17 protein-coding genes are annotated in these 17,758 nt (G+C 73.7%); 1 reads left to right on the top strand and 16 read right to left on the bottom strand.

Annotation, left to right across the window (positions count from 1 at the left end; all coding sequences use genetic code 11):
- Window positions 1–15: 15 nt before the first annotated feature.
- The gene (locus tag ABZ576_RS30020) at window positions 16–1,545 is read left to right on the top strand and encodes an aldehyde dehydrogenase (NADP(+)) (protein WP_360747635.1); all 1,530 of its coding nucleotides are present in this window, start codon (window positions 16–18) and stop codon (window positions 1,543–1,545) included.
- Window positions 1,546–1,719: 174 nt separating this feature from the next.
- On the opposite strand, the gene ABZ576_RS30015 is transcribed toward ABZ576_RS30020, so the two are convergent.
- The 16 genes from ABZ576_RS30015 to ABZ576_RS29940 form a co-directional block, all read right to left on the bottom strand.
- Window positions 1,720–2,817, bottom strand: a complete 1,098-nt coding sequence (locus ABZ576_RS30015; protein ID WP_360747632.1) for a pectinesterase family protein — start codon at window positions 2,815–2,817, stop codon at window positions 1,720–1,722.
- A 182-nt stretch (window positions 2,818–2,999) separates the two neighbouring features.
- Window positions 3,000–4,316, bottom strand: a complete 1,317-nt coding sequence (locus ABZ576_RS30010) for a pectate lyase (protein ID WP_360747629.1) — start codon at window positions 4,314–4,316, stop codon at window positions 3,000–3,002.
- Window positions 4,317–4,332: 16 nt separating this feature from the next.
- Window positions 4,333–5,112 carry a rhamnogalacturonan acetylesterase gene (locus ABZ576_RS30005; RefSeq protein ID WP_360747626.1) on the bottom strand — a complete coding sequence of 260 codons (780 nt, stop codon included), beginning with the start codon at window positions 5,110–5,112 and terminating at the stop codon, window positions 4,333–4,335.
- Window positions 5,113–5,239: 127 nt separating this feature from the next.
- Window positions 5,240–6,580 (bottom strand): sugar ABC transporter substrate-binding protein, encoded by a 1,341-nt coding sequence (locus ABZ576_RS30000; RefSeq protein WP_360747623.1) that lies wholly within the window; start codon window positions 6,578–6,580, stop codon window positions 5,240–5,242.
- Window positions 6,577–8,163: a family 43 glycosylhydrolase gene (locus tag ABZ576_RS29995; protein ID WP_360747620.1), complete on the bottom strand. Its 1,587-nt coding sequence runs from the start codon at window positions 8,161–8,163 to the stop codon at window positions 6,577–6,579. Before ABZ576_RS29995 ends, ABZ576_RS30000 begins: the two co-directional genes overlap by 4 nt.
- Entirely contained in the window at window positions 8,160–9,005 is an 846-nt protein-coding gene (locus ABZ576_RS29990; protein ID WP_360747617.1) for a PmoA family protein, read from the bottom strand. Before ABZ576_RS29990 ends, ABZ576_RS29995 begins: the two co-directional genes overlap by 4 nt.
- Complete coding sequence (locus ABZ576_RS29985) at window positions 9,005–10,144, bottom strand: Gfo/Idh/MocA family oxidoreductase (protein WP_360747614.1); 1,140 nt, start codon at window positions 10,142–10,144, stop codon at window positions 9,005–9,007. The genes ABZ576_RS29990 and ABZ576_RS29985 overlap by 1 nt, the downstream gene beginning before the upstream one ends.
- Window positions 10,141–11,013: a carbohydrate ABC transporter permease gene (locus ABZ576_RS29980; protein ID WP_360747754.1), complete on the bottom strand. Its 873-nt coding sequence runs from the start codon at window positions 11,011–11,013 to the stop codon at window positions 10,141–10,143. Before ABZ576_RS29980 ends, ABZ576_RS29985 begins: the two co-directional genes overlap by 4 nt.
- 8 nt (window positions 11,014–11,021) lie before the next feature.
- Entirely contained in the window at window positions 11,022–11,960 is a 939-nt protein-coding gene (locus ABZ576_RS29975; protein WP_360747611.1) for a sugar ABC transporter permease, read from the bottom strand.
- Window positions 11,961–12,040: 80 nt separating this feature from the next.
- Complete coding sequence (araD, locus tag ABZ576_RS29970; protein WP_360747608.1) at window positions 12,041–13,771, bottom strand: L-arabinonate dehydratase; 1,731 nt, start codon at window positions 13,769–13,771, stop codon at window positions 12,041–12,043.
- Complete coding sequence (locus ABZ576_RS29965; protein ID WP_360747605.1) at window positions 13,768–14,679, bottom strand: dihydrodipicolinate synthase family protein; 912 nt, start codon at window positions 14,677–14,679, stop codon at window positions 13,768–13,770. Before ABZ576_RS29965 ends, araD begins: the two co-directional genes overlap by 4 nt.
- Window positions 14,676–15,332 (bottom strand): GntR family transcriptional regulator, encoded by a 657-nt coding sequence (locus tag ABZ576_RS29960; protein WP_360747602.1) that lies wholly within the window; start codon window positions 15,330–15,332, stop codon window positions 14,676–14,678. Before ABZ576_RS29960 ends, ABZ576_RS29965 begins: the two co-directional genes overlap by 4 nt.
- 125 nt (window positions 15,333–15,457) lie before the next feature.
- Window positions 15,458–16,219 carry an MBL fold metallo-hydrolase gene (locus ABZ576_RS29955; RefSeq protein WP_360747599.1) on the bottom strand — a complete coding sequence of 254 codons (762 nt, stop codon included), beginning with the start codon at window positions 16,217–16,219 and terminating at the stop codon, window positions 15,458–15,460.
- Window positions 16,220–16,334: 115 nt separating this feature from the next.
- On the bottom strand, window positions 16,335–16,616 hold the full coding sequence (locus tag ABZ576_RS29950) for a hypothetical protein (RefSeq protein WP_360747596.1): 282 nt from the start codon (window positions 16,614–16,616) through the stop codon (window positions 16,335–16,337).
- Between the two features lie 145 nt (window positions 16,617–16,761).
- The gene (locus tag ABZ576_RS29945) at window positions 16,762–17,067 is read right to left on the bottom strand and encodes a hypothetical protein (protein ID WP_360747593.1); all 306 of its coding nucleotides are present in this window, start codon (window positions 17,065–17,067) and stop codon (window positions 16,762–16,764) included.
- A 75-nt stretch (window positions 17,068–17,142) separates the two neighbouring features.
- Window positions 17,143–17,724: a TIGR03086 family metal-binding protein gene (locus tag ABZ576_RS29940; protein ID WP_360747590.1), complete on the bottom strand. Its 582-nt coding sequence runs from the start codon at window positions 17,722–17,724 to the stop codon at window positions 17,143–17,145.
- Window positions 17,725–17,758: the final 34 nt, after the last annotated feature.

Here is a 17,758-nt window from a genome sequence, read left to right as displayed (position 1 = left end):
TGGGAGGGACCCGCGGTGGCAGCAGCACCAGTCTGGAGTGTCGACCCGCGCACCGGGAAGCAGCGTGAACAGGTCGCGGTGGAAGCCACGGCCCAGGAGGTGGACGAGGCCGTCCGGGCGGCCCACGCCGTGCGCGGCGCGCTCGCCGACCGCACGGTCCGCGCCGCCTTCCTGCGCTCGGCCGCGGCGCACCTGGACGCGGCGCGGGACGGCCTGGTCGAGACGGCCGACGCCGAGACCGCGCTCGGCCCCGCCCGGCTGACCGGCGAACTCGCCCGCACCGCCTACCAGCTGCGGGCCTTCGCCGACATCGTCGACGAGGGCGCGTTCCTGGACGTGGTCATCAACCACCCCGACGCCGGCGCGACCCCGCCCGTCCCGGACCTGCGCCGCTACAAGGTGCCGCTCGGCGTCGTCGCCGTCTACTCGGCCTCCAACTTCCCCTTCGCCTTCTCCGTCGCCGGCGGCGACACCGCGAGCGCGCTCGCCGCGGGCTGCCCGGTCGTCGTCAAGGCCCACCCCGACCACCCGGCGCTGTCCGAGGCGGTCGCCGGGGTGCTGCGCCGGGCCGCCGCCGAGCACGGCGTCCCCGAGGGCGTGGTCGGCCTCGTGCACGGCTTCGAGGCGGGCGTCGAGCTGATCAAGCACCCGCTGGTCGCCGCCGCCGGCTTCACCGGGTCGGTGCGCGGCGGGCGCGCGCTCTTCGACGCCGCCGCCGCGCGGCCGGTGCCGATCCCGTTCCACGGTGAACTCGGTTCGCTGAACCCGGTCCTGGTGACCGAGGCCGCAGCGGCCGAGCGCGCCGAGGAGATCGGCGGCGGGCTGGCCGGCTCGATGACCCTCGGCGTCGGCCAGTTCTGCGTCAAGCCCGGCCTGGTGCTGGTCCCCTCCGGTGCGGCCGGCGACCGGCTGGTGAAGTCCCTCGCCGACGCCGTCGGCGAGACCGGGTCCGGGGTGCTGCTCGACCACCGCATGCGGGACAACTTCGTCGCGGGGGTGGCCGAGCGGGCGCAGCTCCCGGACGTGGACGCGCCGGTCACGCCGGGCGCGGGCGGCGAACACGCCGTGAGCCCGGGCTTCCTGACGGTGCCGGCGGAGAAGCTGGCCGAGGAGGGGGCCCACGACCTGCTGCTGGAGGAGTGCTTCGGCCCGGTCACCGTGGTGGCCCGCTACACCGAGGAGGCCGAGGCCAAGACCGTGCTGTCCCGGCTGCCGGGCAATCTCACGGCGACGGTCCAGCTCTCCTCCGAGGAGGCCGCGGGCAACGGCCGGGGCCCGGAGATCCTCGCCGAACTGACCCCGCTGGCTGGGCGTGTGCTGGTCAACGGCTGGCCGACGGGGGTGGCGGTGGCGCCGGCCCAGCACCACGGGGGGCCGTACCCGGCGACCACCTCCACCTCGACCTCCGTGGGCGGCACCGCCATCGAGCGGTGGCTGCGGCCGGTGGTCTACCAGGGGGCGCCCGAGGCCCTGCTGCCGGCGGAGCTGAAGGACGACAACCCCCTGGGTCTCCCCCGGCGGTTCAACGGGGTCCTGGAGCGCTGACGCCGCGGGGGCGCGGGGCTCCGCGGCCGGCCGGCTCGTCGTGACCGGCCGCGGAGGGCCCCGCGCCCCTCGGACCGGGAGCCGCCGGCTGGTCGCGGCCGGCCGCGGTGGTGCCCGCGCCCCTCGGACCGGCGGTGAACCGTCCGCTCGGACGTTCGTGCCCCTGTGCGGGCGTCAGCACCGCCTCCACGGCGTCCAGTCCCCGAGCCAGGCCGCCCGCGTCGCCGCGGCCGCCTGCTCGGCGGAGAGCTGGGGCCGGTTGTCCGGGACGGTGATCTCGGCGCCCGGGCCGGTGTTGCGGTACTCGGCGAACCGCTGCCGCTGCCAGGGGTGGGCCGCCGACATGTCGGTGTAGGGGGCGGCCGCGTCGATGCCGGGGCCGAGCCAGGTGTCGCGGACGGTGAGCATGGGGCGGGCGGTGGTGTCGGAGCTGGGCACCCAGGGCCGGGCCAGTTTGTAGAAGGCGTCCGGCGCCCCGCTGGTGATCCTGCTGCGCGTGACCAGGTAGCCGCGGGGGTTGGCGAGGGCCGTGGAGGGCGCGAAGACGAAGCCGTAGGGGGCCGTCGCCAGGTCCGTCCGGTCCAGCGTGCGGAAGTGGCAGTGCTCGTAGACGGCGGTGGCCCGGCCGAAGACGAAGTCGACGTCCCCCTCGACGTGGCAGTGGGCGTAGTACTGCCGGGCGAATGCGGTCAGGGCCATGGTGTCGGCGTACAGGGTGTCCTGGTGGCCCAGGAAGCGGCAGTGCAGGAAGGCACCGCGGTCGCCCTGCGCCTTGAGGGCGACGGCCTGGGTGCCGCCGACGCCGGGGTGGTCGGCGCGCAGCCAGTCGTTGGCGAAGGTGATCCAGCGGGCGGTGAACCCGTCGGCCTGGACGGTGGTCGTCGCGGACCCGGTGGTGCCGTGGGTGCCGCCGCCGGGCTTCGGGGTGCCGGCCGCGGTGTCGTGGACGATCACCACGTCCCGGGCGTCCTCGGTGGCGCCGAGCCAGGTCATCTCCGTACGGGCCGCGTCGACGGCGACCCTCTCCCGGTAGGTGCCGGGGGCGATGACCAGGGTCCGGCCGCTGCCCGTGGCGGCGGTCACCGCGGCCTGCACGGTGGTGAAGTCGCCGCGGCCGTGCGGGTCGACGTACAGGGTGCCCGGGGTGAGGCGGCGGGCCGGGGAGCCGTACCGGCCGAAGGGGCGCGCGAGGGCGGGTGCGGGGGCGGCCGCCAGGCCGAGCGCGGCGGCGGCGGCGCTCGCGGCGAGGAGACCGCGTCTGGACAGGGGCATGGACGTGTTCCTTCCGAGGGCGGCTCGGGGGGCTTCGGTCAGTGCGGCTCGGGGGGGGGCGGCTACGGGGAGTGCGGCTCGGGGCGGCTTCGGGGAGTGCGGCTCGGGGCGGCTTCGGGGAGTGCGGCCCTTACGGAGACGCGCGACGGGCGGCCGGGGCGGTGCGCGCCCCGGCCGGCGGATCAGCGCAGGTGTCCCGCGCCGGCGCGGTGGTCCACCCGGCCGGGCACGGCCCGGGCGGGGTCGACCCTGGTGCGCAGGGACGGCGTCCAGCCCGCCCCCGACCGGAGGATCTCGCCGGGGACCTGCGCGTTGTGGACGGCGACGAGGTCCGTCGGCACACCGTTGACGTGGTTGTGGTCGGCGGTGACCGGCGCGTCCTTCCACTTCTTCAGGACGGAACCGGCCTGGACGCCGTCGGGCAGCGTGAAGGCGTTGTGCTCGGCGACGAGCTGGGACTCCATGCCGATGCCGAAGGAGTAGGAGTACCCGGCGCCGGCGACGAAGTGGTTGTTGTACGCGTCCACCTGCCCGAAGCGGACGCGCGGGGCCCGCTCGACCAGGTTCCGGAACAGGTTGTGGTGGAAGGTGACCTTGAGGTGGCCGCGGTCGACGGCGGCCGTGGCGGCGCCGTCGCTGTTGCCGATGAGGATCGTCTTGTCGTGGTCCTCGAAGACGTTCCAGGAGGCGGTGACGTGGTCGGCGCCCTTGACGATGTCCAGCTCGCCGTCGTGCTGCTGGTGGATCCGGCCGAAGTACACCGGCAGGGTGCTGTCCGGGTGCTCCCCGTCCGTGAAGGTGTCGTGGTCGATCCAGACGTGGGTCGAACCGTGGATCACGGCACTGTCGTACTCGGAGTTCCAGTTGCCGTCGGCGGTGTCGGTCGGGTCCCACTGCGGGAAGCAGTCGAGCGGGCTCTCGAAGGTCAGGTTGCGGACGATGACGTTGTCGACACCCTTGATCTGCAGGCTGGCGCCCTTGAAGCCGGCGTTCCGGCCGACGCCGACGATGGTCGTGTTGGCCGGGACGATGGCTTTGACGAAGGCGTCCTGGCGGGCGGCGGAGGCGCGGCGCAGGCCCTCGGGGCTGTCGTCGGGCTCGCCGTCGAGGGTCCGGGTGCGCCCCCACACCGCCGGGTCGTAGGTCCGCAGGTAGGCGGCGAAGTCGTACCCGGGCACGGCGAACGACTCGCAGCCCGGGCCGTCGGCGTCGATGGTGCCCTTGACCTTGATGATCCTGGGCGCGCTGCCGCCCTCGGCGAGGGCCGCCTTGAAGGCGTCCCAGGTGGTGACGGTGTGGACGTGGGCGGCATCGGCGGCGGCGCCGCCGGTCGTACCGGTGCCGTAGGCCGCCCAGCCGTCGTTCGCCGCGAGGGTCTGGCGGGCGAGGTCCGGATGATGGCGGGGCTGGGCGGAGGCGGTGCCGGTGACGGCGAGCACGAGGGCCGTGCAGCCGACGAGGGCCGCTATGACACGTCCATGACATTTCTGTGTGCGCACTGTGCGGTCTCCTCGTTCACGAATCCGATGCGGGCGGCCAGGTGATCCAGGACGTCGGGACGTCCTCGTGCAGCCGGACGACGTCGGGCCGGGCCAGCACCCGGGTGCGCAGCAGCTCCTGCGCCACCAGCCGGGCCACCGCGATCGCGCCGGGCGGATTGAAGTGCGTGTTGTCCTGCTCGGTGCCGGTCCAGTTGAAGTAGGTCTTCGTCGTCTCGGGCCCGAGCCGCTGCCACAGGGCGAGCGACAGCGCCTGGGTGTCGAGCAGCGCGACGCGCTCCGCCTCGGCGAGCGCGCGCATCGCCGCCGGGTAGTCGCCGTGGGTGGGCAGGGCGCCGCCGTCGGCGTCGAACCTGCGGCGCTCCACGGGGGTGGCGAGGACGGGACGCGCGCCGCGCCCGCGGGCGCCCTCGATGTACAGCCGCAGATACCGCTGGTACGTCGTCCAGGGCTCGGTGTACCGGGCGGGATCGGCGGCCTTCTCGTCGTTGTGCGCGAACTGGACGAGGAGCAGGTCACCACGCCGGACGCCGGCGAGCACCGCGTCCAGCCGCCCCTCGTCGACGAAACTCTTCGAACTGCGGCCGTTCACCGCGTGGTTGGCGACGGCGAGCCCCTTCCGCAGGAAGAACGGCAGAGCCATGCCCCACCCGGTCTCGGGAGCGGCGTCGGCGTACTTCTGGGCGGCCGTCGAGTCACCGGCGATGTGGAGGGTGCGGGGTGGCCGGCGGGAGCGCCCGGCGACGGGGACGGCGGCGAGGGCGGCGGACGTGACTTGTCTGCGTGTGAGGGACACGGCGGTGCCTTTCGGCTCGGTGGGCTGTCAGGGGAGCGGGGCCGCGGTCGGTGGACGGCCGCGCCGCGCGGGCGGCGCCCGGCCGCGCACCGGCTCGCGGACCCCGCGACCGCGGTCAGCCGAGCGCTCAGTGGTTCTTCTTCCAGTCGGCCTGCGCGGCGTTGATCTGGTCGGCCAGCCTGTCCAGGAAGTCCTTCGCGCTGAGCTTGCCGAGCAGCACCTTCTGGAAGTTCGGCTCGTTGTCGGCCTTGGACAGGGTGTTCCAGTCCGGCAGGTGGTACGGCAGCTGCACGATCTTCGTGCTGGACTCGTTCAGCGCCTGCGCGGCGAGCTTCGTCGGCTCGCTCTCCCGCACCCACGCGTCCTGCGCCGCCTCGGTGTTGGCGGGCACCTGCCCCGCGACCTGGTTCCACTTGCTGTTGGACTCGTGGGAGGCGGCGAACTCGATGAACTTCCACGCGGCCGCCTTGTTCTCGCTGGACTTGAACAGCGCGAGCCCGTCGACCGGGTTGGACACCTGCACCCGGGTCCCGTCGTCCAGCGTCGGGGCGGGAATGCCCCGGAACTTGCCCTTCAGCGCCTTCTCGTGGTCGGCGTAGGAGCCCAGGTTGTGGCTGAGCATCCCGATCGTGCCGGAATCCCACTGGGCGACCATCTTGGTGAAGTCGTTGTTGACGTCGGCGGAGGGGGTGGCCTTCTTGTACAGGCCGGCGTACTTCTCCAGGGCGGCGACGTTCTTCGGGTCGTTGACGGTGGTCTTGTCGCCGTTCCAGAACGAGGTGATCCCGCTCTGCCCGTACATCGCGTCCAGGGCCTGGGCGATGGAGCCCTCACCGCCCCGGATGGTGTACCCGAACCGGTTCTCGCCCGTGTCGGTGAGCTTGTCGGCGGCCGCGTAGAACTTCGTCCAGGTGTCCGGCGCCTGCAGCTTCGCCGCGGCGAACAGGTCGGTCCGGTACCACAGGGTGCCGTTGTTCGCGGAGGTCGGCACGGTGTACGTCCTGCCGTCGCCGCCGGCGGCCTTCACGCTCTCCAGGAACTTGGTGTTCAGCTTGCCGTTCAGCGGGCTGCCGGAGAGCCGGTCGTCCAGCGGCTCCAGCGCGCCCTGCGCGGCGACCTCGGCCAGCATCGCCGTGCCGACCCCGCCGACGTCCGGCAGGCCGCCGCCCTGGATGGCGGTGTCGTACTTGGACTGCACGCTCGCGGCGGGCACGCCGACGTACTTCACCTCGATGTCCGGGTACGTGTTCTCGAAGTCGGCGATGATCTGCTTCCAGACCTCGGTGCGGACACCGCCGTTGTTGTCCCAGAAGGTGATCGTGCCCTTGCCGGACCCCTCGTTCCCCTTGTCCCCCGCGCCGCCGCTGCCGTCGTCGCCGCAGGCGGTGGCGGTGAGGGCCAGGACGGAGCCGAGGGCGACGGCCAGGGCGGCGCGCCGGCTTCTGCGGTTGCGGATGCTGCTTGTCATGGGCGGCTCTCTTCTGCTGGATCCGACGGGGATGGGACCGTGGGGGGTAGGTGGGAGGTGATCCGGAAGCGGGTGAAGGTCGCCGATCCCGCGTGGCCCGGTCCCTCGGGCGCGGTGGCGAACAGGCCGAGCAGGGCGCCGGTCCAGCGCCAGGGGGTGGCCGCGAAGACGGGCCCGGAGCGGCGCGGGCCGTCCCCGAGGTCGTACCGGAACCGGCATCGCGCGCCGGCCGCGGCCTCGATCCGCAGCAGCGCCCGCCCGTCGGGCGCGGGGCACGGCACACCGGCGTCCCGCTCCCGGTCGGCCACCGCCTCCGCGAACCGGTGCACCAGCCGTACCGTGCCGTCGGCCGCGCGCTCCAGCCCGATCCAGGCGTAGGCGTCCCCGAGCACCGCGAGCCCGGCCCGCGCCCCCGGTTCGGTGCCGTCCAGCCGCAGTTCGACCTCGGCCACGGCGGGCCGGCCGGGCAGCCGCTGGGTGAGGACGTGGGGCAGCGCGCGCAGGTCGTGGGCGGCGGCCGAGCGCAGGCAGGTCAGCCGCAGGCCGTCCCCGGAGTGCTGGGTGGCCCAGCCGTCGCCCGGGTTGGCGGTCCACTGCCACTGCCGGCCGTACCGGCCGCCGGGGAAGTCGTCGTCCGTGGCGGGCGCGGCGGGCGGTTGCGCGGGCAGGGCCGGCCGCCGGTGCACGGCGACGGGGGCGCCGGCGTCGCCGATGACCGGCCAGCCTCCCCCGCCCCCGGTCGCGGTGTCCCCGGCCTCCCAGCTCATGGGCTGGAGGTGGACCACCCTGCCGTAGGCGCCGCGCTGCTGGAAGTGCAGGAACCAGTCCTCGCCGGCCGCCGTGCGCACCCAGCCGCCCTGGTGCGGCCCGTTGATCCCGGTGTCCCCCTGCTCCAGGACGATCCGTTCCTCGTACGGGCCGAAGAACCCGCGCGAGCGGAACACGCCCTGCCAGCCCGTCTCCACTCCCCCGGCGGGAGCGAAGATCCAGAACCAGCCGTCGTGCCGGTAGAGCTTGGGCCCCTCCAGGGTGAACCAGCCGGGGATGCGGTCCCCGTCGACGATCACCCTGCCCTCGTCGAGCAGTGAGGTGCCGTCGGGGTGCATCCGGTGGCCGGTGAGGCGGTTCTTGACGCCGGAGCGGGATCTGGCCCAGGCGTGCACCAGGTAGGCGTCGCCGGTCTCGTCGTCCCACAGCGGGCACGGGTCGATCAGGCCGCGGCCCGCCTTGACCAGGTGGGGGCGGGTCCACGGTCCTCGGATCCCGGGGGCGTTGACCTGGAAGACGCCCTGGTCCGGGTCGCCCCAGAAGATCCAGAACCGGTCGTCGTGGTGCCGGATGGACGGCGCCCAGACCCCGCAGTCGTGCCGGGGCGCCGCGAAGTCCTCCTCGGGCTGGAGGCGTTCCAGGGCGTGGCCCACGAGCGTCCAGTTGACCAGGTCGCGCGAGTGCAGCAGCGGCAGGCCGGGGACACGGCCGAAGCTGGAGGCGGTGAGGTAGAAGTCGTCGCCGACGCGGACGACGTCCGGGTCGGACCAGTCGGCGTCCAGGACCGGGTTGGTGTAGGTCTCGGGGGTGGTCACGGGGTCACCGCCTTGCCGGCCAGCGCCGCCGCCTCGGCCCGGCTCAGGCGTCCGTCGGCGACGACGGTGACGATCCGGCGTACGACGGTCCCGCCGGGCGCGACGGCCAGCCGTTCGCCGTGGGCCAGCGAGGAGCCCACCCCGGGATACTCCGCGGCCCGCACGAACCAGGGGTCCCGGCGGGTGTCCTCGGTGGCCCCGGCGAAGACCAGCGTCCACGCGGCGCCGGCCAGCGCGAGCCAGTCGGCCCGGGTGCCGTGGACCTCCCTCTCGCCCTCCCGGTCCGCGGTGAACACCTCCGGCGCCGCGGCCTCCTTGCGGGCCCGCCAGAAGAAGCCGCCGTAGGCCGCGCCGGGCCGGCCGTTGGTGGCGGGGCTGCCGATCGAGAGGGGGTCCGGGGTGATGTTGGTGAGGGAGAAGGTGAAGTCCAGCGCCCAGGCGGTGCCGGTGAGCCCGGTGACCGCGACGGTACGGCGTTCGCGCAGCAGCTCCCTCCCGGCGGCGACCCAGCGCAGCTCCTCCACGAAGCCGTCGGGGTCACGGAGCTGGAAGGCGGTGTGCCGCTGGATGCCGTGGTCGTCCAGCTCGGTCGGTCCCCGGTCGCGGACGAAGGTCCGGCCGCCCCAGAAGTTGTGCCCCTCGACGTCGGGGACGGCGACACCGACGCCGAGGTGGTGTGCGTGGTCGGCGGGGCTCACCTCGGTGACCGCCGTGCCGGCCAGCGTGGTGACGGGGTGCAGGTGGGGGCGCGGGGCGAGCCGGGCGGGCAGTTCGGGCCGGGTGACGTAGCGGCCGACCGGGCGGCCCGCCACCCGCAGGACCAGGCTGTCGGAGGACGTCATCAGGTGCTCACCTCGTTCGGCAGGGCCCAGGAGGCGCCCAGTTCGGAGTAGAGGGCGAGGGTTTCGGCGGCCGCCGCGACCAGGTCCTCGACGCCGGGCACGACCCGGCGGTGTTCGGCGGGCAGCCGCCGCCAGGCGTGCTCGGGCAGCGGCCTGGGGCCGGGGGCGGTCCGGACGGCCTCGACGACTCGCATGAAGGCGCCGGTCGCGTCCGGCGGGACCAGCAGCCGCGTGCCGCCGTCCAGGTGGTCGAGGAGGTTCTCCAGCAGGTCGGTGCGGCCGTACTCGGTCTCCTCCGGGCCGTGGCCGGTGCGCTGGAGGAGCACCCGGTCCTGCTTGTACCAGAAGGTGATCCGGCCGCTGTCGCCGTGCACCAGGACGTACGGCTCCCCGGGGTGTTCGGCGCACAGGGTCGCCGCGACCGTGACCGGTCCGTGCGGGGTGCGCACGCGGACGCAGGAGGTGTCGTCGGACTCGATGGCGTTGGCGCGCAGCAGCTCGGTCTCGATGCCGGTGACGTCCTCGGCGCGGGTGGTGCCGAGCAGGGCGAGGCCGGTGGCGACGGCGTGCGCGAGGGGGTTGGTGAGGACCCCGTCCACGACGTCGGCGCCGTTCAGGCGGCGCCGGCCCGCCCAGGGCGCCCGCCGGTAGTAGGCCTCGTCCCGGGCCCAGGCACCGGCCGCGCCGACGCCGACGACCTCGCCGATCGCGCCCTCGGCGATGAGGCGCCGGATCGCGGGCACCGCGTGCGAGCCGAGCGACTGGAAGCCGATCTGGCAGGCCACCCCGGCCGCGGCGACCCCGTCGGCCATGCGGCGGAACGAGGCGTAGGAGGGGGCGGGCGGCTTCTCCAGCAGCAGGTGGACCCCGCGTGCGGCGGCGGTGAGGGCCAGGTCGGTGTGGGTCGGGATCGGGGTGCAGAGCACGGCGACCCGGGCGCCGGTGGCGTCCAGCAGCGCCCCGAGGTCGGCGGACTGCTCGGGCCTGCCCAGTCCGTCCGGGATCTCCGCCTCGGTCAGCGGGGTCGGTTCGCAGATCCCGGCCAGCCGGACGCGCCCCGCGGCCTGCAGTCGGCGGATGTTCCGAAGGTGCCAGCGGCCGTGGCCGCGCGCGCCCGCCAGGACGAGGTCCACGCTCATCCCTTCACCGCCCCCGCGCTGAATCCGGTGATGAGCCACTTCTGGATGAAGGCGAACACGATCACCACGGGTACGGCCGCGACGATGCCGCCCGCCGCCAGCGCGCCCAGGTCGACGCTGTCCGCGCTCATCAGGGTGTTGAGGCCGACCGGGATGGTCTGCTTGCCCTGGTCGGAGAGGAACATCAGCGCGAACAGGAAGTGGTTCCAGGCGTGCACGAAGGCGAAGGAGCCGACGGCGATCAGGCCGGGCCGCAGCAGCGGCAGGACGACGATCCGGAAGGCGGTCAGCCGGTTGCAGCCGTCCACCCAGGCGGCCTCCTCCAGGGAGTACGGCACGTTCCGGATGAACCCGCTGATCAGGATCATCGACAGCGGCAGCTGGAAGACGGTCTCGGCGATGATCACGCTGCCGAGGGAGTTGATCATCCGCAGGTTGGCGAAGATCTGGAACAGCGGCACCAGCAGCAGCGCGCCCGGCACGAACTGGGAGCAGAGCAGGGCCAGCATGAAGCCGCGCTTGAGCCGGAAGTCGAAGCGGGCGAGCGCGTAGCCGCCGGCCAGGGCGACCACGGTGGTCAGCAGCAGGGTGGCGAGGCCGACGTAGACGCTGTTGGCGAAGTAGGTGCCGAAGCTGCGTTCGGTCCACACCTTCTCGAAGTGCTCGAAGGTCATCGGCCAGGGCACCAGGGAGGTGGAGCCGGCCGGGCGGAGCGCGAAGAGCAGGATCCAGTAGAAGGGGATCAGGGTGAAGAGCAGGTAGACAGTCAGCGGGAGGTAGATCTGCCAGCGCGGTGCCTCGTCCCAGGCGCGGCGCCCCTTGCGGTCCTTGACGGGCTCGGCGGCCACGCGCTCGGGTGCGGGAGCGATCTCGGTGATCACCGGGACTCACCTCCTCCGAACTTGCTCAGCCGCAGGTAGACGATCGAGAAGAAGAGCAGGATCACGAACGCCACCGTCGTCAGGGCGGAGGCGTAGCCGAAGTTGTGGGCGTCGACGCTGGTGTTGGCGATGTAGAGGGGGAGGGTCGTGGTCTCCCCGGCGGGTCCGCCGCCGGTCAGGGTGTAGAGGAGGTCGACGTTGTTGAACTCCCACACCGCGCGCAGCAGCGTGGCCAGGACGATGGCGTCCTTCAGGTGGGGCAGGGTGATGTGCCAGAACTGCTGGAGCCGGCTCGCCCCGTCGACCTCGGCCGCCTCGTAGAGGTCCTTGGAGACGGACTGGAGGTCGGCGAGGATGAGGATCGCGAAGAAGGGCACGCCCCTCCAGAGGTCGGCGACCACGGCCGCCGGGAAGACCGTGGAGGTGTCCGACAGCCAGCTGGTGCCGTAGGAGCCGATCCCCGCGTCCGCCAGGTAACGGGTGATGCCGGTCTGGGAGTTGTAGAGCAGCACCCAGATCGCGGAGGTCAGCACACCGGAGACGGCCCAGGGGGAGAAGACCAGGGCGCGGCCCAGCGCCCGCCCCACGAAGGACTGGTTGACGATGAGGGCCAGCGCCAGCCCGAAGAGCAGCTGGAGGCCGACCTCGACCACGACCCACTTGGCGCTGAAGGTGAGCGTGTCCCAGAACTGCGGGTCGTGGGCGAACGCCTGGGTGAAGTTGTCCAGGCCCGCGAAGCCGTTCCGCCAGGGCTTGGTGGGGTTGTAGTTCCGCAGGCTGTAGTAGAAGACGCTGAGCACCGGGTAGGCGATGAAGCCCAGCATCAGCAGGGCCGCCGGGGCGATCAGCAGGTACGGCAGCCTGCGCGGGGTCGCGGAGGCACGGCGCCGCCGGGGTGGCACGGGCGGTTTCGCCACGGCTGCGGCTTGGGCCATGACTGTTCTCCGATCTCGGTGAAGCGCTTTCCGATCAGTGTTCGGTATCTCGACCAACGGGAACCGCGATCGAGGGCGGCTCAGCCCGCGTAGGGGTCCTGCACCGTGCCCGGCCGTGCGAGGAACTCGAAGTCGCAGCCGGTGTCCGCCTGGGTGATCTGCTCGCTGTAGAGGGCGCCGTATCCGCGCTCGTACCGCACGGGCGGCGGCGTCCACCGCGCCCTGCGGCGCTCCAGCTCCTCGTCGTCCACGTCGAGCCGGAGCGTGCGCGCCTCGACGTCGAGCGTGATGGGGTCTCCGGTGCGCACCAGGGCCAGCGGGCCGCCGACGTACGCCTCGGGTGCCACGTGCAGCACGCACGCGCCGTAACTCGTGCCGCTCATCCGGGCGTCGGAGATGCGGACCATGTCCCGCACCCCCTGCTTGAGCAGGTGGTCGGGAATGGGCAGCATGCCGTACTCGGGCATGCCCGGACCGCCCTTGGGGCCGGCGTTGCGCAGCACCAGCACGCTGTCGGCGGTGATGCCGAGCGAGGGGTCGTTGATGGTGCGCTGCATGGTCCGGTAGTCGTCGAAGACGACGGCCGGGCCGGTGTGCTTGAGCAGGTGCGGCTCGGCGGCGATGTGCTTGATGACCGCGCCGTCCGGGCAGAGGTTGCCGCGCAGCACGGCCACCCCGCCCTCGCTCGCCACCGGGCGGTCGCGCGGGCGGATGACGTCGTCGTCGTGCACCTGGGCGCCGGCGATCTGCTCGCGCAGGGTGTCGCAGGAGACCGTCGGCCGGTCGAGGTGGAGCAGGTCCGGGATCCGGGAGAGGAACCCGGGCAGACCTCCGGCGAAGTGGAAGTCCTCCATCAGGTACGTCCGCCCGCCCGGCCGGACGTTGGCGAGCACCGGGACCGTGCGGGCGATCCGGTCGAAGTCGTCCAGGGTGAGCCGCACCCCGGCCCGGCCCGCCATGGCGATCAGGTGGATCACGGCGTTGGTGGAACCGCCGAGGCCGAGCACGGTGGTGACCGCGTCCTCGAAGGCCTCCCGGGTGAGGATCCGGCTCAGCCTGCGGTCCCGGTGGACGAGTTCGACGATGGTCCGGCCCGCCCTGGCGGCCATCCGGTCATGTCCGGAGTCCACCGCCGGGATGCTGGAGGCGCCCGGCACGGTCACCCCGAGCGCCTCGGCGGCGGCGGTGAGCGTGGACGCCGTACCCATCGTCATGCAGTGGCCGGGCGAGCGGGCCAGACCGCTCTCCAGCTCGGCCATCTCGCAGTCGCCGATGAGGCCGGCCCGCTTGTCGTCCCAGTACTTCCACATGTCGGTGCCCGAGCCGAGGACCTCGCCGCGCCAGTGGCCGGGGAGCATCGGCCCGGCCGGCACGAAGACGGCGGGCAGGTCCACGGAGGCGGCGCCCATCAGCAGCGCCGGCGTGGACTTGTCGCAGCCGCCCATCAGCACCGCGCCGTCGACCGGGTAGGAGCGCAGCAGCTCCTCGGTCTCCATGGCGAGCAGGTTGCGGTAGAGCATGGGGGTCGGCTTCTGGAAGGTCTCGCTGAGGGTGGAGACCGGGAACTCCAGCGGGAAGCCGCCCGCCTGCCACACCCCGCGCTTGACGGCCTGGGCGCGGTCCCGCAGATGCACGTGGCAGGGGTTGATGTCGGACCAGGTGTTCAGGATCGCGACGACCGGCTTGCCGAGGTGCTCCTCGGGCAGGTAGCCGAGCTGGCGGGTGCGGGCGCGGTGGCTGAAGGAGCGCAGCCCGTCGGTGCCGTACCACTGGTGGCTCCTGAGGTCCTCGGGACGCTTCCTGTCGGTCATATCGACCACCCGGCGGCGATGGCGGCGACCTCGGCGCGCTCGTCCTCGGGCAGCGTCCTGCTCGGCGGGCGGACGTCCCGGCGGCACAGGCCGAGCGCGGCGAGGGCCTCCTTGACGACGGTGACGTTGTTGGCGTTGCCGTGCGCGGCCCGCAGTTCCTCGAAGCGGCGGATCTGCTCCCAGACCTTCATGGCGGCCGGGTAGTCACCGGACCGCAGCGCCTCGATCATGTTCAGCGCGACGGCCGGCGCGACGTTCACCAGCCCGGAGGTGAAGCCCGTGGCTCCCGCGGAGAAGTAGGAGGGGGCGTACGGTTCGGCGAGCCCCGCCACCCACACGAAGCGGTCCAGGCCCGCGTCGCGGGCGAAGGCGGCGAACCGGGCGGCGTCCGGCACCGCGTACTTGACCCCGATGACGTTCGGGCAGTGGTCGGCGAGCTCGGCGAGCCGGGTGCCGGGCAGCCGGTCGTTGCGGATGTACGGCACGACGCCCAGCTCGGGGACGGCCTCGGCGACGGCGCGGTGGTAGTCGACCCAGCCGGCGGCCGAGACGTAGGGGTGCACCGGCTGGTGCACCATGACCATCCGGGCGCCGAGGTCGCGGGCGTGCCGGGCGGAGGCGGTCGCGGTGGGCAGGTCGTGCCCGACCCCGACCAGGACGGTGGCGCGGTCGCCGGCCTCCTCGACGGTCGTCTCGGTGACCAGGCGGCGCTCGTCGGGGGTGAGGGCGTAGAACTCGCCGGTGTTGCCGTTCGGGGTGAGGGTCCTGATCCCGCCGTCGAGCAGGCGACGCAGCAGGGCCCGGTGGGTGCCGGTGTCGACGGAGCCGTCCGCGGCGAAGGGAGTCACCGGAATGGCCACCACGTCGGCCAGGGCCGCCCGCTGGGTCTCGAACGTCACGCTGCTCATTGCTGACCTTCCTCGGGGAGGGGCTCGGGGAACGCACGGCGCACGAAGGACGCGATGTGGGCGTGCAGGGCGCTCGCGGCGCCGTCCGCGTCACCGTCCAGCGCGAGCCGCAGGATCTCCCGGTGCTCGGCGGCCTCCCGCTCCCAGGAGGGGTCGGCGGCCCAGGCGACGGCGGAGACGAGGGCGGCCTGGTCGCGTACCTCGTCCAGCATCCGGCCGAGCAGCGGGTTGCCGCAGGGCAGGTAGAGGGCGCGGTGGAACTCCCGGTTGGCGAGGGAGCGTTCGGCGGTGTCGGTGGCGTCGTCGGCGCGGGTCAGCGCGTCGCGGGCCGCGTCCAGGGAGGCACCGCGCACGACCGCCCGGCGCAGCGCCTCCGGCTCCAGCAGCAGCCGCACGTCGTAGACCTCGCGCGCCATGTCCGCGTCCACCATGCGCACCGTGACGCCCTTGTACTGGCTCATCACGACCAGGCCGGTGCCGGCGAGGGTCTTCAGGGCCTCGCGCACCGGGGTCTTGGACACCCCGAACTGCGCGGCCAGCTCGGTCTCGACCAGCGCCTGGCCGGGCGTCAGCCGACCGGTCAGGATGCGGTGCTTGATCGCGTCCAGCACGTACTGCGTGCGGGACGGGATCGGGGTGGGCACAGAGGTCATGCTGCCCTCTCGGATCTCGCATATCGCGTCTCATATATGACGTACGAAGTACGACGCGTTGAAGGTAGGAGGAGGCCAGGGGTTCGTCAATGGTTCTGACAGAAGAAATGCGTGACGCGCCGGTTTCAGAAGGTGCGGATGTCGCCTTCGTGCGCGGGTGCGGTGGGCCGGCCGGAGACGGCGGCGGCCCGGGCGGCGGCCGACTCGCGGGTCAGGGCGGGTCCGACATGGGTGACGAGCAGCTCGCGCACCCGGGCGTTACGGGCCGCACGGCCGGCGTCCTCCGGTGTCAGGTGCACCTGCCGGACGTGTTCGCCGTCGCGATGTTCGTGGAGGTCCGCCTCGCACAGGAACACGTCGGCGCCGGTGGCGAGTTCGGTGAGCGCGGCGCAGGGCCCGCTGTCCCCGGAGTACGCGAACACACTGCCCTGGCATTCGGCGCGCAGCCCGTACGCCTCGGTGTCGTGGGCGACGGCGCGCGCGGTCAGCCGGAGGTTCCAGTGCCGGACGTCGTGGCCGTCGTACAGGTCGCGGAAGTCGAAGACGCTCTTCAGGAAGTCGACGTCCGGCCGCCCGAGGAAACCGGCCAGCCGGCCGGCGCAGCCCTGCGGGGCGTACAGCGGGATCGGCGCGGGCGGGGTCATGCCGCCGAAGGCGAAGGCGTAGGCGGCGGCCAGCAGGTCGGCGCTGTGGTCGGCGTGCAGATGGGAGATCCAGATCGCCGCGAGCCGCGCGGGGTCCGTGTGCCGCTGCAACGCGGCGAACGTGCCGGGCCCCGCGTCCACCCACACCTCGGCGCCCGAGCCGGACAGCAGGTACCCGGAGCAGGGCCGGTCGGGGCCCGGGTGCGGCGAGGCGGTACCGAGGACGGTGAGCGTGAGCGGCATAGGCAGGAGCGTACGACGCCCGGCGCCCCGCTCCGGCTCACTTCGCCATGATGCTCCCGCTCCCCGCCGGGCTCGGGTGTCCCGCGCGCCCCGGGCCGGCCGGCCGCGGCACGGCTCAGATCTCCATGACCGCGTCGCAGTCCGGGCACACCGCGGACGCGTACGCCTCGGGGTACCACGGCTCCCCGGGGTCCCCGGAAGGCGTCCGGCCGGCTTTCGCCATGGCGAAGGTGTCCTTGCCGCACAGGGTCCGCGGACCGGCGGCGTCGAGCCTGCCGGGGGCGGCGGGCGCCGCGTGCACCCGGCGGGGAAGCCGTTCCGCGTCGGGCGGGCCGGCCGCCGGGGCGCGTGCGCCCGCCGGCTGGTCGAACTCGTACACGACGACGATCTCGCTCATGTCTCCACCGTAGGCGCGGCCGCGCGCGGGCGGCGCGTCCGCCGCGTCCTGCGGGGGCGGCACGGCGCGGGCAGGCGGCGCGTCCGCCGCGTCCTGCGGGGGCGGCACGGCGCGTGCAGGCGGCACGGCGCGGGCAGGCGGCGCGTCAGCCGCGGGTGCCGCTGGGCAGGCCGAGTTCGCGGCCGCGGTAGAAGCCCTCGCGTTCCTCGGCGACGAACGGGGCCATGGCCGCGCGCCGCTCCGCCTCCGCCTCGGACGTCCGCCACGCGTCGCAGTCCTCCTGGGAGTCCCAGAACGACACTCCGGTGATCTCCTGCCCGTCCGGGGACCAGTACGCGTAGGCCCGGTGCAGACCCCGCGGCGCGGGCTCCGGGCGCCACGCCCGCTCGAAGTCCTCCAACGTGCCCGGCTGAAGGCGGCGCGTCGTCACCCACACGTAGTGCTCCTGCATGGCGGCTTCCTCCGTACCCGTCCGGCTGGCCCCCCTCCCAGCGTCACCGTAGGCCCGATGCGCCGCTTCCGCCGCTCAGTGGGGCCACCCGGGGTTGCGTCCGCTCAGGCCGACCGCCCGGTCCAGCGGCGGCGCGTCCCGCGGGACCGGGACGACGGGGCCGAACAGGCCGGTGCCGCCGTCCGGGTCGTCGGTCGCGGACAGCAGGAAGCCGAGGGCCGAGTCGAGGGCGGCCGGGTCGGGGGCGTACTCCTGGCCGGTGGCGCGGGCCAGGTCCCAGCCGTGGATCACCAGTTCTTCGGCGACGACGGCGCCCGCGACCGCGCCCGGCAGGTCCACCCCGCCGGCGCGGGTGTCACCGGTCCAGGCGGCCGGGTCGCGCCAGGCGCCGGCCAGCTCCTCGAGCGCCTCCGGGAGCCGCTCGCGCCAGCCGGGGCCGATGTCCGGGACGGTGGCGGACGGGCTGGTGTCGGTCCTGGGGCCGAGGTCCTTGCGGGCGGCGTCCAGGAAGGCCTCGGACAGCCCCAGCAGATGTCCCAGCAGGTTGCGCACCGCGTAGTCCGGGCACGGTGTGACGGCGGTCAGCTGCTCGTCGGTCACGGACCCGGCGAGCCGGGCCACGAGTCTGGTCTGCGGTCCGAGATCCACCCTGCTCATGCTCACTCCTCCACGGTCGCGTGCGCGTACGGAG

This window comes from Streptomyces sp. NPDC013455 (genome assembly GCF_040632975.1).
GTDB lineage: Bacteria > Actinomycetota > Actinomycetes > Streptomycetales > Streptomycetaceae > Streptomyces.
Note: the sequence above shows the minus strand (reverse complement) of the source record. Positions and strands in the feature narration are given on the sequence as shown.